The organism is Nocardioides sp. T2.26MG-1 (genome assembly GCF_950101795.1).
Lineage (GTDB): Bacteria > Actinomycetota > Actinomycetes > Propionibacteriales > Nocardioidaceae > Nocardioides.
Genome location: NZ_CATNLZ010000023.1, coordinates 74,302 through 88,957, shown reverse-complemented (window position 1 = coordinate 88,957; position 14,656 = coordinate 74,302). Strand labels below are relative to the sequence as shown.

Sequence of the window (14,656 nt, the reverse complement as noted above, 5' to 3'; positions counted from 1 at the left end):
CCCACCTTAGGGACGTCGGGATCAGACGACGGTGAGGGTGCCGTCCGGTTCGGTGACGAACAGCTCGACGCCGTCGGTGATCGTCGGGGCGTCGGAGCCCAGGGCCACCGCGATCTTGTTGGCGGCGTTGCGGACCACGTCGAGCACGACCTCGACGGCCTGCTCGGGCGTGAGCTCGCGGCGTACGTCGGCGACGACCGACTCTGGGATCGCCAGCGGCGTCCAGATGATCGCGTCGGTGAGCGCCAGCGCGGCCTTCGCCGCGGGCGACAGGTCGCTGGTCTCGTGGTGGTCGACGGCCTCGAAGTCGGCGTCGCCGGCGCCCGCCTCGATCGCGGCGACCGAGCGCCGTGACGCGCAGAGCCGGCACGCGTGCTGGCGGGCGCCGCGGAGCCGGACCAGCTCGGTCGTGGTCGGGTCGAGCCGATCCAGCAGCGCCACGCTCGCCAGGAACGACTCGATCAGCGCCCACACGTCCGCGACCGGCACCCGGCGCGGCACCTCGGCCCAGGTCGAGGGGCCGAAGACCGCGTCCAGCGCCGCCGTCAGGCGCGGGGCCATGTCGGCGACCCAGACCATCTGCGCGACGTCGAACTGACGCTTGCCGGTCGCGTCGGCGAAGGCGGACCGCAGCCGCTCGTCGACCTGCGACACGTCGACCCGGAACTGGTCGGCGAACGCCGCCACTCCAGGGCTCTCCAGCACCTCGTCGTAGAGGCCGGACGGACGGACCTCCTGGACCCGGCGGAACGCCGCCGCGGCAGCAGGGGCGTACTGCTCCAGCGCCGCGGCGCCGTCGAGCTCGAAGGAGGTCACCTTGTCAGTATGACTTCGGCAGCCCCAGGGAGTGCATCGCGACGAAGTTGAGGATCATCTCGCGGCTGACCGGGGCGATCCGGGTGGTGCGGGCGGCGACGAGGAGCCCGGCGACGCCGTACTCCTGGGTGATGCCGTTGCCACCGTGGGTCTGCACCGCGACGTCGGCGGCGTGGCAGGCGGCCTCGCCGGCGGCGTACTTGGCCATGTTGGCCGCCTCGCCGGCGCCGAACTCGTCGCCGGCGTCGTAGAGCGCGGCCGCCTTCTGGGTCATCAGCCGCGCCATCTCGATCTCGATGTGCGCCTGCGCCAGCGGGTGCGCGATCGCCTGGTGCGAGCCGATCGGGCCCTTGAAGACCGTGCGCTCCTTGGCGTACGCCGTGGCCTTGCCGAGCGCGTGCCGGGCCATGCCGGTGGCGAACGCCGAGGCCATGATCCGCTCCGGGTTGAGGCCCGTGAACAGCTGCGCCAGGCCGCCGTCCTCGTCGCCGACGAGCGCGTCGGCGGGCAGGCGGACGTCGTCGAGGAAGACGCTGAACTGCAGCTCCGGCGAGACGATCTCCATCGGGATCGGCTGGGCCTCGAACCCGTCCGCGTCGGTCGGCACCACGAACAGCACCGGCTTGACCTTGCCGGTCCTGGCGTCCTCGGCCCGGGCGACGACGAGCACGTTGTCGGCCTCGTCGACGCCGGAGATGTAGATCTTGCGACCGTTGAGCACCCACTCGTCGCCGTCCTTGCGGGCGGTCGTGGTGATGTTGTGGGTGTTGGTGCCCGCGTCGGGCTCGGTGATCGCGAACGCCATCGTCGAGGTGCCGTCGCAGATGCCGGGCAGCCACTGCTGCTTCTGCTCGTCGGTGCCGTACTTGCTGATGATCGTGCCGCAGATCGCCGGGCTGACCACCATGAGCAGCAGCGGGCAGCCGGCGGTCGCCAGCTCCTCGCAGACCGCCGCGATGTCGCCGATGCCGCCGCCACCCCCGCCGTACTCCTCAGGGATGTTGATGCCGAGGTAGCCACATCTGCCGATCTCCAGCCACAGCTCGGTGGTCTTCTCGCCGGCGCGGGCCTTCTGGGCGAACCAGTCGCCGCCGTACTTGCCGGCCAGCTTGGCCACGGCCTTGCGCAGCTCCTGGCGCTCCTCGGACTCGGTGAACGTGTTCACTCCTGCTCCTCCACTACGGCGAGTACCTCTCCGGCGGCGACCTGCGCACCGGGCTTGACGTCGATCTCGGTGACCACGCCGGCGTACGGCGCGCTCACGGTGTGCTGCATCTTCATGGCCTCGAGCACCAGGACGGGCTGGCCGGCCTCGACCTGCTGTCCGGCCTCGACCACGACGCTGACCACCGTGCCGGGCATCGGCGCCAGCAGGCTGCCGCTGGCGACCGCCTCGGCCGGGTCGACGAACCGCGGCACCCGGGTCAGCCGCACGTGGCCACGCGGGCTGTCGACGTCGACACCGGCTCCGTTGACCGTGATCGCGTACGTCGTGCGCACGCCGTCGGTCTCCAGGGTGACGGTGGTTTCGAGGCTCGGGCCTAGCGGCCCTCGCACCTCAACCACCGTGTGGCCGTCGACCACGTACCCGTCGCGACCGCCGAGCCAGTCGACGGTCGCCTCCTCGAAGACGGTGCGCTGGGGCTGGGAGACCACGTTGCGCCAGGCGACCGGGATGCCACGCTGCACGGTCCGTGCGGCCTTCGCCTGCTCGGCCAGCGCGATCGCCGCCGCCGCCGCCGCATCATCGTTGACCCGCCCGAAAGTTTCGGGCGGGTCAACGAGGAAGTCGGTGCTCACGTCGCCACGGAGGAACCGCTCGTCCCGCAGGACCGCCACGAGCAGGTCCCGGTTGGTGACCAGCCCGTGGATCTTCGCCCGGGACAGCACGCCGGCGAGCTTGCGGGCCGCGGCCTCGCGGGTCGGTGCGTGCGCGATCACCTTGGCGAGCATGGCGTCGTAGTGTGTGGACACCTCGCTGCCGGACTCGAAGCCGGCGTCGACGCGGATCCCCTCCTCCTGGGGGATCTCGAAGGTCGTCAGGGTCCCGCTCTGCGGCTGGTAGTCGGCGGCCGGGTCCTCGGCGTAGAGCCGCACCTCGATCGCGTGCCCGTCCACGGTGGTTGAGGAGGGCCCGCTAGGGGCCCGTCTCGAAACCACCCTGCCCTCGGCCGCCTCGATCTGGAGCTCGACCAGGTCGACGCCGTGCACCAGCTCGGTGACCGGGTGCTCGACCTGGAGCCGGGTGTTCATCTCCAGGAACCAGAAGCGCTCGCTCGCCGGGTCGTAGAGGAACTCCACGGTGCCGGCGCCCCGGTAGCCGATCGCCTCGGCGGCCTTGCGCGCGGCGTCATGGAGGTCGGTGCGCACCTCCTCCGGCAGGAGCGGCGCCGGCGCCTCCTCGACGACCTTCTGGTGCCGGCGCTGCAGCGAGCAGTCGCGCTCGCCGTACACGCTGGTGTTCACGATCTGCACCTCGACGTGGCGGCCACGCTCGACGTAGGGCTCGACGAACACGGTGCCGTCGCCGAACGCCGAGGCCGCCTCGGCCCGCGCCTTCTCGATCTCACCCGGCAGGTCGGCCAGGGTGCGCACGACGCGCATCCCCCGGCCGCCCCCGCCCGCCGAGGCCTTGACCAGCAGCGGAAGGTCGTCCTCGGTCGGCTCTGGCGGCGCCTCCAGCACGGGGACGCCGGCCGCCTTCATGATCTCCTTGGCGCGGATCTTGGAGCCCATCGCCTCGATGGACTCCTGGGCAGGGCCGACCCAGGTCAGGCCGGCGTCGATCACGGCCCGGGCGAACTCCGCGTTCTCCGAGAGGAAGCCGTAGCCCGGGTGGATCGCGTCGGCGTCCGAGCGCCGCGCGGCGTCGAGCACGAGGTCGACGCGCAGGTAGGTGTCGGCCGGCGCGTTGCCGGGCAGGCGCACGGCGTGGTCGGCCTCGCGGACGTAGGGCAGCGCCGCGTCGGCGTCCGAGTGGATCGCGACGGTCTCGATGCCGAGGGCGCGGCAGGTGCGGAACACCCGCGAGGCGATCTCGGCGCGGTTGGCGACGAGCAAGCGACTGATCATCGGGGTCACATCCTGAAGACGCCGAAGCGGTCGGTGCCCGCGTACGACTTGTTCTCGATCACGGACAGGCAGATGCCCAGGACGGTGCGGGTGTCGCGGGGGTCGATGACGCCGTCGTCGTAGAGCATCCCGGAGAGGAAGTGCGGCAGGGACTGCTCCTCGATCTGCGCCTCGACGATCTCCTTGATGCCCTTGAACCCCTCGGCGTCGAAGACGTCGCCCTTGGCCTCGGCCGACTGGCGCGCGACGATCTCGAGCACCCCGGCGAGCTGCTGCGGGCCCATCACCGCGGACTTCGCCGAGGGCCAGGTGAACAGGAACCGCGGGTCGTAGGCGCGGCCGTTCATGCCGTAGTTGCCGGCGCCGTACGACGCCCCCATGATCACGCTCAGGTGCGGGACCGTGGAGTTGCTGATCGCGTTGATCATCATCGCGCCGTGCTTGATGATGCCGCCCTGCTCGTACTCCTTGCCGACCATGTAGCCGGTGGTGTTGTGCAGGAACAGCAGCGGGGTGTCGGTCTGGTTGGCCAGCTGCACGAACTGCGTGGCCTTCTGCGCCTCCTGGGAGAACAGCACGCCCTGGGCGTTGGCGAGGATGCCGACCGGCCGGCCGTGGATCCTGGCCCAGCCGGTGACCAGCGAGGGGCCGTAGAGCGGCTTGAACTCGTCGAACACCACCTCGTTGGCGGCGGAGACGCCGTCGCAGATGCGCCGGATCACCTCGCGCGGGTCGAACGGCTCCTTGAGGTCGCTGGGGATCAGGTCGAGCAGGCCGTCGGGGTCCTCGTCCGGCTCGGCGTAGGCGTTGGTTTCGAGGCTCGTCGCTAGCGCTCCTCGCACCTCAACCAACGACGACGGTGGTTGAGGTGCGAAGGCCCCCCGGGCCTGAGCCTCGAAACCACCCTTCTTGCGCCAGTTGAGCCGCGCCACGATGCGCCGCCCGATCCGGATCGCGTCGCGCTCGTCTTCGGCGAGGTAGTCGGCGAGACCCGAGGTCCGCGCGTGCATCTCGGCGCCGCCGAGCGACTCGTCGTCGGACTCCTCTCCGGTCGCCATCTTCACCAGGGGTGGGCCGCCGAGGAACACCTTGGCCTGCTCCTTGACCATCACCGTGTAGTCGGACATGCCGGGCACGTAGGCGCCGCCGGCGGTGGAGTTGCCGAACACCAGCGCGATCGTCGGCTCCTTGCGGGCGCTGGCGCGGGTGATGTCGCGGAACAGCTTGCCGCCCGGGATGAAGATCTCCTTCTGGGTCGGCAGGTCCGCGCCGCCGGACTCCACCAGCGAGACCGTCGGCAGGCCGTTCTCCTCGGCGATCTGCGAGGCCCGGAAGATCTTCTTGACCGTCCACGGGTTCGAGGCGCCGCCCTTCACCGTGGGGTCGTTGGCGGTGATCATGCACTCGACGCCCTCGATGACGCCGATGCCGGTCACGACGCTCGCGCCGACCGGGAAGTCCGAGCCCCAGCCCGCGAGCGGTGAGAGCTCGAGGAACGCCGAGCCCTCGTCGACCAGCAGCTCGATCCGCTCGCGCGGCAGCAGCTTGCCCCGGGCGTGGTGGCGCTCGACGTACTTCGGCCCCCCGCCGGCGACCGCCTTGGCGTGCTCGGCGTCGAGGGCGGCGAGCTTGTCCAGCATCGCCGTCCGGTGCGCGGCGCTCATGCCTCCACGACCTTCTTCATCCGCTCGAGCGTCGTGCGCATGCCCTTCTCGTTCGTGCGGCCACGCAGCTTGCCGAGCAGCAGCCAGTAGGCGCGCAGGTAGAAGACCGGCTCCAGGCGGAAGTACTCGGTGACCCGGGTGCCGGTGCCGTCGGGCTCGAGGCGGTAGCCCCAGTTGTTGATCGTGGTGCCCTCGCTGCCGACGGCGAACTCGAAGACCTCGTTCGGGACACACTTCGTCACCCGGCACGGCGTCCAGTACGTCGGGCCCACGCCGTTGCGCTTCACGTGGCCCTTGAAGAACGCGCCCTCCTCCGGCCCGGTCGAGCCGCGGGTCCACCGCGCCTCGAACGTCTCCGGGGAGAACTCCCCGATCCGGGTGACGTCGCTGACCAGCGCCCACACCCTCTCCGGCGGCGCGTCCATGTGCAGGGACACCTCCCCACCCATCGCGCTCATCGGGCGTACCCCAGCAGCTTCGCGGCGAGATCAGTGAGCACCTCGGTCGCACCTCCTCCGATCGGCAGGATCCGGGCGTCGCGGTAGTGCCGCTCCACCTCGGTCCCGTGCATGTATCCCGTCCCGCCGTGCAGCTGGACGGCCTGGTCACAGACGTAGGTCGCGGTGTCGCAGGCGGTCTGCTTGGCCAGGCAGACCTCGGCGATCACGTCCTCCCCGGCGGCGTGCCGCCGGGCCACCTCGCGGGTGTAGGCGCGGGCCACCTCGACCTGTCGCCGCATCTCGACGAGCTTGTGCCGCACCACCTGGTTGGCGATCAGCGGCTTGCCGAAGGTCTCGCGGTCGCGGCAGTACGCCGCGGCCAGCTCCAGCGACCGGGCCGCGATGCCGTAGGCGTGCACCGCGAGCGCGAGCCGCTCGACGACGAACTGCTCGGCGATGTAGTAGAAGCCGGCGTTCTCCTCGCCGACCAGGTTGGCGACCGGCACCTCGACGTCGACGAAGGACAGCTCGGCGGTGTCGGAGCAGTGCCAGCCCATCTTGGCCAGCGACCGGTCGACGGTGAAGCCGGGCGTGCCCTTCTCGATCACCAGCAGGGACAGTCCCGCGTGGCCGTCGCCTCCGGTGCGCACCGCGGTCGTGACGAAGTCGGCGCGCACGCCGCTGGTGATGAAGGTCTTGGCGCCGTTGACGACGTAGACGTCGCCACGGCGTACGGCGGTGGTGCGCAGCCCGGCCACGTCGGACCCGCCGCCGGGCTCGGTGATGCCGAGCGCGCCGATCCTCTCGCCGGCCAGCGTCGGCCGCACGAACCGGTCCACGAGGTCCGGGGATCCGTGCGCGGCGATGTGCGGCAGCGCGATGCCGCCGGTGAACAACCCGGCCATCAGCCCGCTGGACGCCCCGGCCTCGAACATCCCCTCCTGCAGCTCGACGGTGTCGAGCACGTCGCCGCCCTCGCCGCCGACGTCCTCGGGGAACGAGATGCCGAGCAGCCCCTGCTTCGCGGCCGCCAGGTGGAGCGCGCGCGGGATCTCGCCCGCGTCCTCCCACTCCTGGAGGTGCGGCGCGACCTCGCGCCGCACGAACTCGGCGCCGAGCGCCCGCAGCTCGCCGGTGGTTGAGGTGCGAGCGGAGCGAGCCTCGAAACCACTCATCAGAGCAGACCCTCCTGCACGTGCACCATCCGGGACCGCACCCACTCGCCGAGGCCCTTGGCCTGCGGGTCGAACCGCGTGGACGCGGCGACCCCCTCACCGAGCAGCCCGCGGATCAGCACGTTCACGCCGCCGAGGTTGGGCAGCACGAACACCTCCACGTCGAGGTCGGCGGCCTCGGGGACGAGCTCGCGGACCTTGCGCGGCGTGATCAGCTTGGCCAGCCAGGTGACCCGGGCGTCGTACTTGCCGGAGCCGTCGTGGACCACCCACAGCCCGAGGTTGGCGTCGCCGCCCTTGTCGCCCGACCGGGCGTGCACGAAGGAGCCGAGCGGCGCCCGGCGCGTCAACGAGTCGGCGGGGGCGAGGAACGGCGACGGCCGCCGGCCGGACTCGGGGTCCGGCGTCGCGAACTCCGTCGGGTCGGCGACCGCCTCGCGGCGCCCGTCGGCGTGGACGACGGTGTGCAGGACCGCGTCGCGGTCGACGTACGCCGCGCGGTAGACGCCGTACGGCGCGGGCGCGGCGGGCGGGGCGGTCATCGTGAAGCCGGGGTACGACGCCAGCGCGAGCTCGACCGCGGCGCTGGTGAACGCGCGGCCGACCGGGTCGGGCCGGTCGTCCTTGACCGTGCACCGCAGCAGGCACGAGGCGCCCTCCTCGGTGTCGGCGTCCGCCGGTGGGAGGGCGCTGCGGGTCCAGCTGACCTCGCGGGCGTCGAGCGACGGCGCGAGCTGCTCGCGCACCCAGTCGGCCTTGGCGTCGATGTCGAGGCCGGTGAGCACGAACTCGACCGTGTTGCGGAAGCCCCCGAGCTCGTTGACGCAGACCTTGAGCTGCTCGGGCGGCGCCTCGCCCCGGATGCCGGACATCTCGACCCGGTCGTGCCCGACCTCGCGCAGCTGCACGGAGTCGAGCTGGGCGGTGACGTCGGGGTTGAGGTAGCGGCTGGTCTGGATCTCGTACATCAGCTGGGCGGTCACGGTGTCGACGGTGACCGCGCCACCGGTGCCCGGGTGCTTGGTGACGACGCTCGAGCCGTCGGCCGCGATCTCCGCGAGCGGGAAGCCGAGCGGGCGACCGTCGTGGGGCAGCGTGCGGAAGCCGGAGAAGTTCCCGCCGGTGGCCTGCGTGCCGCACTCGAGCACGTGCCCGGCCACGACCGCGCCGGCGAGCTCGTCGTACGACGTCGGCGTCCAGCCGTGGTGGGCGACCGCGGGGCCGACCACGAGGCTGGCGTCGGTGACCCGGCCGGTGACGACGACGTCGGCTCCGGCGCTCAGCGCGGCGGCGATGCCGAAGCCGCCGAGGTAGACGTTGGCCGTGAGCGCGCCCTCGAAGCCCAGCTCTGCGGAGCGCGAGCGGAGGTCGTCGCCCTCGACGTGGGCCACCTGGGGGTCCAGGCCGAGCCCACGGGCCACCTCGCGCACCCGGTCGGCGAGGCCGGCGGGGTTGAGGCCGCCGGCGTTGCTGACGATGCGGACGCCGCGCTCGAGCGCGAGGCCGAGCGAGTCCTCGAGCTGCCGGAGATGAGTCTTGGCGTAGCCCAGCGACGGGTCCTTCATCGTGTCCCGGCCGAGGATGAGCATGGTCAGCTCGGCCAGGTAGTCACCGGTGAGGACATCGAGCGGCCCGCCCTCGAGCATCTCGCGCATCGCCGACTGGCGATCGCCGTAGAAGCCCGAGCAGTTGCCGATCCGCAACGCTGGTTGAGGAGGAAGCGCTGCAACCGTCTCGAAACCACTCATCGCTTGGCCCTCCCCTCACCCGCGGGCCCGGCGAACGCCTGGGCGATGCCCAGCCACCGGTCGGCGTCCTCGCCGTTCGCCACCAAGTCGGTGTCGTCGCGGTGAACGCGCTGGGTCACCAGCAGGCAGAAGTCGTACGCCGAGCCGCGCACCGACTGCCGGGCGTCCTCCGGGCCCCATGTCCAGAGGTCGCCCGACGGCGCGGTGAGCTCGATGCGGAACTCCTCCGCCGGCGCCTCGAGCCCGTGCACGGAGTAGGCGAAGTTCCGGGTGCGGACGCCGAGGTGCGCGACGTGCCGGACCCGGTCCGTCGGCTCGGGGTCGATGCCGAGGGCGTCGTACACGTCGAGGGCGTGGGCCCAGGTCTCCATGAAGCGCGCGGTCGCCATCGAGGTCGGCGACATCGGCGGGCCGAACCACGGCATCTTCTCCCCGTCCGGCACCTCGCGCAGCGCGCGTTGGAGCGCCTCGCGTGCCGAGCCCCAGCGGGCGAGCAGGGCGGCCGGCGCGAGGCGGGCGACCTCGAGGGCCTGGGCGTCGACGTAGCCGGTCGGGTCCTCGATCGCCTCGAGCACGACGGCGTCCCAGGCCTGCTTGCCCTCAGAGGTGCTCGCGCCGGCGGCGAGCACCGCGACCTCGTCGGTCCACAGCAGGTGCGCGACCTGGGTCGCCACCGTCCAGCCCGGCGCCGGGGTCGGCGTTGCCCACCCGCCCGTGGCGGAGTCGTCGAGGCCGGAGACGACGTTCCAGAGCCGGTCCCCCTCGGCCTTGAGGTCGTCGAGGAGCTCGTCGAGCAGGGTCATGCGCTCTCCTTGAGGTGCTGGTCGAGCACGTCGGCCCAGCGGTCGAGGATGCGCCCGCGGCGGCGGGCGTCGTCGGTGATGGTGTTGGCCAGGCCCAGGCCGCGGACCAGGTCGAGCGTGGCCTGCACCAGCTCGCGGGTGCCCGGACGCGACTCGTCGGCGCCGAGCAGCTCGACGGTCATCCGGTGCGTCTCGCGCCCGACCCGCTGCTCGAGCGGGCCGACCGCCGACATCAGCGCCTCGTCGGTGCGGGCCGCGACCCAGAGCTCCAGGGCCGCGGTGAACACCGGGCCGGTGAAGTGGTCGCCGAGCATCTGCAGCACCGCGCGAGTACGGCGGCGCCCGGTCGGCAGCGCGGCCGCGGCGGCGGCCAGCTCGGCGGCGCGCATCTCGGTGAGGTGCTCGACGGCGGCGACGACCAGGTCGTTCTTGGTCGGGAAGTGGTGCAGCTGCGCCCCGCGGCTCACCCCGGCGCGCTCGGAGACCAGCGTGGTCGACGTACCGGCGAAGCCGCGCTCAACGAGGCACTCCACGGTCGCCTCCAGCAGCCGGGCCCGCATCAGCCGGGTCCGCTCCTCCTGGGGCACCCTGCCTGTTGCCTGGGCAGTGCTCCCTGCCGCCGTCGTCACCGGCACAGCATGGCCGGTCAACAACAAACAGTCAAGCCTGACTTTTTGTTTGGGATACTCCCTGACGATCGGGCCCCTCCCGAGCCGGATCCGGGGCCCGATCGTCAGGGACTACCGCGAATCTCAGTCCAGGCGGGACACCAGCGGCAGCCGGGAGCGAGCGGTGAGGCCGACGATCGCGGCGGTGAGCAGCGGGAGGCCGAGCACCAGACTGCCGACGAGCAGCCACGGGATGTCGAGGAACGGCCCGGGGCCGCCGAAGTCGGGCGCCGTGAGCGGATAGCTGACCGCGATGCCGGGGATGAACCCCACCGCGGCGCCCAGCACGGCACCGACCAGCCCGACCACGAGGGCGTACGCCGCCGCGATCGCGCGCCTGCGCCACGGCGAGGCTCCGACCGCCGAGAGCGTGGCGAGGTCGGGGCGGGCGTCGGAGAGCGCGAGGAACGTCGCGGTCAGGGTGCCGCCCAGCATGAGCACCGCCCCGAGCGCGCCCAGCACCAGCTGCAGGATCACCGTCGAGTCGTCGGCCTGATAGCCGCGCTCGACGTAGAACCCGGCGTGCTGGTCCACCGCGGTCACAGCCTCGCCCAGGGCCGTCGCCTGGCGGTCGCTGATGTCCGCGCCGGTCACCAGCAGCGACACCGTGCGCGTCTGGAGGCCGAGCCGCTCGGCGAGCGCGGGCGAGACCACGGCGCGAGGGGCGATGTCGCGCTCGTCGACGTGCACGAGGAGAGCGGCGAGGGTGGCCGAGCGCGGCGGCTCAGCGGGTTGCTTGGGGCCGGGGTGGACCCGGGCGGTCATCCGGACCTCGCCCGCCCCGTCCGCGTCGTCGTTGGTGAAGACCACGGCTCCGCCGGCCGCGAGGGTCCGGCGTGCGGCCGCAGCATCGGCCTCGGACAGCATCGACAGTGCGCCGATGCCCGCGCCGGCGTCGACGAGGACAGGCGTGCCGAGGGCCCCACCGGCAACGGCCAACGGCACCTGCTCACCGTCGCGGCGGACGGTCAGCTCCATGTAGCCGCCGTCGTCGGTCGCCTCGACCATCCCCGAGAGCTCGGTGACGGTGGCCGACGGCACGATGGCGTCGAGGGCATCTCGCAGCGCCGGCCAGTCCGCCTTCGTGCGGTAGTCGGTGACGGTGGCGGCCCCCATCGGCAGCATCGGGGTGTAGGTGCCGGCGTTCTGGGCCTCGTCGCTGCTGACCGCGATCCCGAGCGAGACCACCCCGGCGACGGTCGCCGCGACGGCGGCCACCGCGGGCACGGTCCGGGTCCGGTGCCGCGCCGCATCGCGGGCGGCGTACCGGGCCGAGAGCGGCAGCCGACCGGCCGCCCAGGCGACCGCAACCACCACGACCGGCACCAGCAGGATCATCCCGAGGACGGCGATGACCGCGGAGGCGGCGATGAAGTAGGCGCCGTCGCGGCCCGCGGTGGCGCCGTACGCCGAGGCCGCGACCCCCGCCCCGAGCAGCACGACCCCCAGGACCGGCGAGCGGCGTGAGGGCGGCCGGTCGGCCCGCCGTCCCGCGAGCACGGCGACGATGTCCTGGCGCGAGGCGATCCAGGCCGGGACGAGGGCCGCGAGCAGCGCGCTGAGCAGGCCGAAGCCGGCGATCCCGAGCAGGTGCGTCCACGGGATCTCGAGCGGCCCGAACCACGTGCTCGACCAGCGCTGGACGACCGGCGCCAGGGCGATCCCCGACCCGATGCCCAGGACGATCCCGATCACGGCGGCGGCACCGCCGAGCACGACGCCGCTGCCCAACACCACTCGGCGGCTCTGCGCGGGCGTGCCGCCGCTCGCGGCCATCAGCGCGAGGCTGCGCGCCTGCCGTCGGGCACCCACCGCGAACGCGGGTCCGGCGAGCAGCACCACCTCGAGCAGGGCCATCACCACGATGAGCACGGCGGCCGCCACCACGTCCTCGGCGGGGCCGTCCGACTGCCAGGAGCGGATCTCCGCCGGGATCGCCGACGCCGGCGGCGGGTGCTCCACCACCGCACGGGAGTACACGGTCGCGCCGAGCGCGTTGAGGTCGCGCACGGCGTCCCAGTCGACGGGTCCCCCGCCGACCAGCCAGGTGGGCGCGTAGCCCGGCCCGTCGAGCCCGAGGCTGCCGAGCGGTCCGGCGAGCACCGGGTAGGTGCGCCAGGTGGCGTCCTCCACCACGCCGACGATCACCGGCGACGGGGCGTGCCGGCCGGTCAGCTCGACCCGGTCGCCCACGGCGTAGCCCTTGTCGAGGACCTCCTGGTTGACGACGACCTCGCCGTCGTCGTCGGGCAGCCGGCCCGAGGTGAGCCGGACCAGCCCCGCGGCCAGCGGGTCGGCGAGGTCGACCTCGAAGGCCTCGGCGTACCCGACTCCGTCCTCGGTGCGCAGGTCGACCCCGCCCAATCGCTCCGGGAGGAGGCGCACGTCGCCCAGGGCCGCGGCGAGATCGCGGGCGGTCGGCGCCGCCTCGGGCCGGCCGCCGTGCGAGGTGTGCCCGGCCTGGGGGTCGACGCCCTGGATGACCGGCTGCCCCTCGGCCGGCACCACCACCTGCGCGGCGGCGGTCGTGCCCAGGCGCCGGTCGAGGGACTCGACGGCGCTGACCCGCTGGGTCGAGATCACCACGTCGGCCGCCGTGACCGCCAACACCGGCAGCGCGATCATCGCGATCGCGAGCACTGAGCGACCCCGGGAGCGCAGCGCCTCGCGCCTGGCGAGGCGGAGGGCCAGTCGCCAGGAGGTGAGGCGGCTCATCGCGAGACGCCGGACTCGAGCAGCGACTCGGCCGGGTCGGTGCCGGTGACGTCGACCACGAGGCCGTCGCGCAGGAACACCACCCGGTCGGCCCACGCGGCGTGCCGGGCCTCGTGGGTGACCAGGACGCCGGCAGCGCCCGCGTCGCACCGGGCACGCAGCAGCCGGAGGACGTCCTCGCCGGTCTCGGTGTCGAGCGCGCCCGTCGGCTCGTCGGCCAGGATCAGCCGCCGCTCGCCCACCACCGCCCGCGCGATCGCGACCCGCTGCTGCTGGCCGCCGGACATGTGGTCGGGGAACCGGTCGGCCAGGTCCGCGATGCCGACCTCCTCGAGCGCCTCGCGGGCCCGGGCCCGGGCGTTCCGACCGCGGACGCCGTCGAGCTCGAGCGGGAGCGCGACGTTCTCGACCGCGGAGAGCGCCGGGATCAGGTTGAAGTCCTGGAAGACGTAGCCGATCGACGTACGCCGCATCCGGGCCCGCCCGTCGTTGCCCAGCGAGGCGAGGTCGACGCCCTCGACCGACACGGTGCCGGACGTGGGCTGGTCGAGGCCGCCGGCCAGGGTGAGGAGCGTCGACTTGCCCGACCCGGAGGGCCCCATGATCGCCACCAGCTCGCCCGCCGAAGCCGCGAAGGAGACCTCGCGCAGAGCCCGGACGGCGGTCTCGCCCTCGCCGTGGATCCGGGTGACGGCGTCGAGGTGGAGCACCGCACTCATCGGTTCTTCTCCGGGGTCGCGCGGCGGCCACGGTCGCGCCCCTGGGCAGCGCGGGCGGCGCGGATCCGGGTCGCGCTCTGGCGCAGCCACTCGGCCTCCGACTGCCGCAGCAGGTGCGCGTGCTCGACGTCGAACCTCGCGCTCATCGCGCGACCTCCTCGTCAGCCGTCGCGGCGACGTCGCGCGCGGTCCGGGCGGCCGGGCGCTCCAGCGCCGCCCGGCGCAGCCGTGCCTCGCAGTGGTCGAGCCAGCGGATCTCGGCCTCGGCGGAGAACACCAGGGAGTCGAGCACCAGCCCCCAGGACAGGTCCGACGGCTGCCCCGAGACGGGGCCGCTGCGCTTGAGCCGGGCGTAGTCCTGGAGCGCGGTCATCGTGGCGGAGCGCTGCTGCTGGATGACGGTGCCGACGTCGACGCCCGGGACCGTCACGGCCAGGGCGAGCTTGATCGCGAGCTCGTCGCGCGGCGGCTGGGTGCGGGCCACCGGCGTGGTGAACCACGCGGCGACCTCCTCGCGGCCGGTGTCGGTGATGCTGTAGACCACGTGGCCGTCGGCGTCGGAGCCCGCGCCCTCGACCAGCCCGTCGCGCTCGAGGCGGGTGAGCGTCGTGTAGACCTGCCCGACGTTGAGCGGCCAGGTCGAACCCGTCCGCTGCTCGAACTCCCCGCGCAGCTGGTAGCCGTACATCGGCCCCTGCTCCAGCAGTGCCAGCAGTGCCTGCTTGACCGACATCCGAGCCTCCCGACCGAGCGATCCACGCGCCCCCGTGACGGTGGATACCGAGTATGTATACCACGTATGCATGCCGGCGAGCACCTCCGCGATCGGCCGATCC

At 73.0% G+C, this 14,656-nt stretch carries 13 protein-coding genes; all 13 read right to left on the bottom strand.

All coding sequences use genetic code 11. The features are described from left to right. Window positions 1-21: 21 nt before the first annotated feature. Window positions 22-816 carry a carboxymuconolactone decarboxylase family protein gene (locus tag QQZ14_RS13220; RefSeq protein ID WP_284534789.1) on the bottom strand — a complete coding sequence of 265 codons (795 nt, stop codon included), beginning with the start codon at window positions 814-816 and terminating at the stop codon, window positions 22-24. A 4-nt stretch (window positions 817-820) separates the two neighbouring features. Then, on the bottom strand, window positions 821-1,981 hold the full coding sequence (locus QQZ14_RS13215; RefSeq protein ID WP_284534788.1) for an acyl-CoA dehydrogenase family protein: 1,161 nt from the start codon (window positions 1,979-1,981) through the stop codon (window positions 821-823). After that, complete coding sequence (locus tag QQZ14_RS13210) at window positions 1,978-3,888, bottom strand: acetyl/propionyl/methylcrotonyl-CoA carboxylase subunit alpha (RefSeq protein ID WP_284534787.1); 1,911 nt, start codon at window positions 3,886-3,888, stop codon at window positions 1,978-1,980. The genes QQZ14_RS13215 and QQZ14_RS13210 overlap by 4 nt, the downstream gene beginning before the upstream one ends. 5 nt (window positions 3,889-3,893) lie before the next feature. Further along, a complete protein-coding gene (locus tag QQZ14_RS13205; RefSeq protein ID WP_284534786.1) occupies window positions 3,894-5,552 on the bottom strand; it encodes an acyl-CoA carboxylase subunit beta in 1,659 nt (552 codons plus the stop codon). Next, window positions 5,549-6,010, bottom strand: coding sequence for an SRPBCC family protein (locus tag QQZ14_RS13200; RefSeq protein ID WP_284534785.1), 462 nt, complete (start codon window positions 6,008-6,010; stop codon window positions 5,549-5,551). The genes QQZ14_RS13205 and QQZ14_RS13200 overlap by 4 nt, the downstream gene beginning before the upstream one ends. Then, complete coding sequence (locus tag QQZ14_RS13195) at window positions 6,007-7,167, bottom strand: acyl-CoA dehydrogenase family protein (protein ID WP_284534784.1); 1,161 nt, start codon at window positions 7,165-7,167, stop codon at window positions 6,007-6,009. The genes QQZ14_RS13200 and QQZ14_RS13195 overlap by 4 nt, the downstream gene beginning before the upstream one ends. Beyond that, the gene (locus QQZ14_RS13190) at window positions 7,167-8,915 is read right to left on the bottom strand and encodes an acyclic terpene utilization AtuA family protein (RefSeq protein ID WP_284534783.1); all 1,749 of its coding nucleotides are present in this window, start codon (window positions 8,913-8,915) and stop codon (window positions 7,167-7,169) included. Before QQZ14_RS13190 ends, QQZ14_RS13195 begins: the two co-directional genes overlap by 1 nt. Then, entirely contained in the window at window positions 8,912-9,718 is an 807-nt protein-coding gene (locus tag QQZ14_RS13185; protein WP_284534782.1) for a TIGR03084 family metal-binding protein, read from the bottom strand. The genes QQZ14_RS13190 and QQZ14_RS13185 overlap by 4 nt, the downstream gene beginning before the upstream one ends. Next, window positions 9,715-10,347, bottom strand: a complete 633-nt coding sequence (locus QQZ14_RS13180) for a TetR/AcrR family transcriptional regulator (protein ID WP_342395236.1) — start codon at window positions 10,345-10,347, stop codon at window positions 9,715-9,717. The genes QQZ14_RS13185 and QQZ14_RS13180 overlap by 4 nt, the downstream gene beginning before the upstream one ends. Window positions 10,348-10,470: 123 nt before the next feature. After that, the gene (locus QQZ14_RS13175) at window positions 10,471-13,101 is read right to left on the bottom strand and encodes an ABC transporter permease (RefSeq protein WP_284534781.1); all 2,631 of its coding nucleotides are present in this window, start codon (window positions 13,099-13,101) and stop codon (window positions 10,471-10,473) included. After that, complete coding sequence (locus QQZ14_RS13170) at window positions 13,098-13,820, bottom strand: ABC transporter ATP-binding protein (RefSeq protein ID WP_284534780.1); 723 nt, start codon at window positions 13,818-13,820, stop codon at window positions 13,098-13,100. The genes QQZ14_RS13175 and QQZ14_RS13170 overlap by 4 nt, the downstream gene beginning before the upstream one ends. Further along, window positions 13,817-13,966, bottom strand: coding sequence for a hypothetical protein (locus tag QQZ14_RS13165; RefSeq protein ID WP_284534779.1), 150 nt, complete (start codon window positions 13,964-13,966; stop codon window positions 13,817-13,819). Before QQZ14_RS13165 ends, QQZ14_RS13170 begins: the two co-directional genes overlap by 4 nt. After that, window positions 13,963-14,553 (bottom strand): PadR family transcriptional regulator, encoded by a 591-nt coding sequence (locus QQZ14_RS13160; protein WP_284534778.1) that lies wholly within the window; start codon window positions 14,551-14,553, stop codon window positions 13,963-13,965. The genes QQZ14_RS13165 and QQZ14_RS13160 overlap by 4 nt, the downstream gene beginning before the upstream one ends. Between the last annotated feature and the right edge of the window lie 103 nt (window positions 14,554-14,656).

Bases quoted from the DNA above. Each gene is read 5' to 3' on its own strand.
- QQZ14_RS13165 (WP_284534779.1), bottom strand. From the start codon at position 13,966: ATGAGCGCGAGGTTCGACGTCGAGCACGCGCACCTGCTGCGGCAGTCG.
- QQZ14_RS13190 (WP_284534783.1), bottom strand. From the start codon at position 8,915: ATGAGTGGTTTCGAGACGGTTGCAGCGCTTCCTCCTCAACCAGCGTTG.
- QQZ14_RS13170 (WP_284534780.1), bottom strand. From the start codon at position 13,820: ATGAGTGCGGTGCTCCACCTCGACGCCGTCACCCGGATCCACGGCGAG.
- QQZ14_RS13175 (WP_284534781.1), bottom strand. From the start codon at position 13,101: ATGAGCCGCCTCACCTCCTGGCGACTGGCCCTCCGCCTCGCCAGGCGC.
- QQZ14_RS13185 (WP_284534782.1), bottom strand. From the start codon at position 9,718: ATGACCCTGCTCGACGAGCTCCTCGACGACCTCAAGGCCGAGGGGGAC.
- QQZ14_RS13210 (WP_284534787.1), bottom strand. From the start codon at position 3,888: ATGATCAGTCGCTTGCTCGTCGCCAACCGCGCCGAGATCGCCTCGCGG.
- QQZ14_RS13200 (WP_284534785.1), bottom strand. From the start codon at position 6,010: ATGAGCGCGATGGGTGGGGAGGTGTCCCTGCACATGGACGCGCCGCCG.
- QQZ14_RS13205 (WP_284534786.1), bottom strand. From the start codon at position 5,552: ATGAGCGCCGCGCACCGGACGGCGATGCTGGACAAGCTCGCCGCCCTC.
- QQZ14_RS13160 (WP_284534778.1), bottom strand. From the start codon at position 14,553: ATGTCGGTCAAGCAGGCACTGCTGGCACTGCTGGAGCAGGGGCCGATG.
- QQZ14_RS13195 (WP_284534784.1), bottom strand. From the start codon at position 7,167: ATGAGTGGTTTCGAGGCTCGCTCCGCTCGCACCTCAACCACCGGCGAG.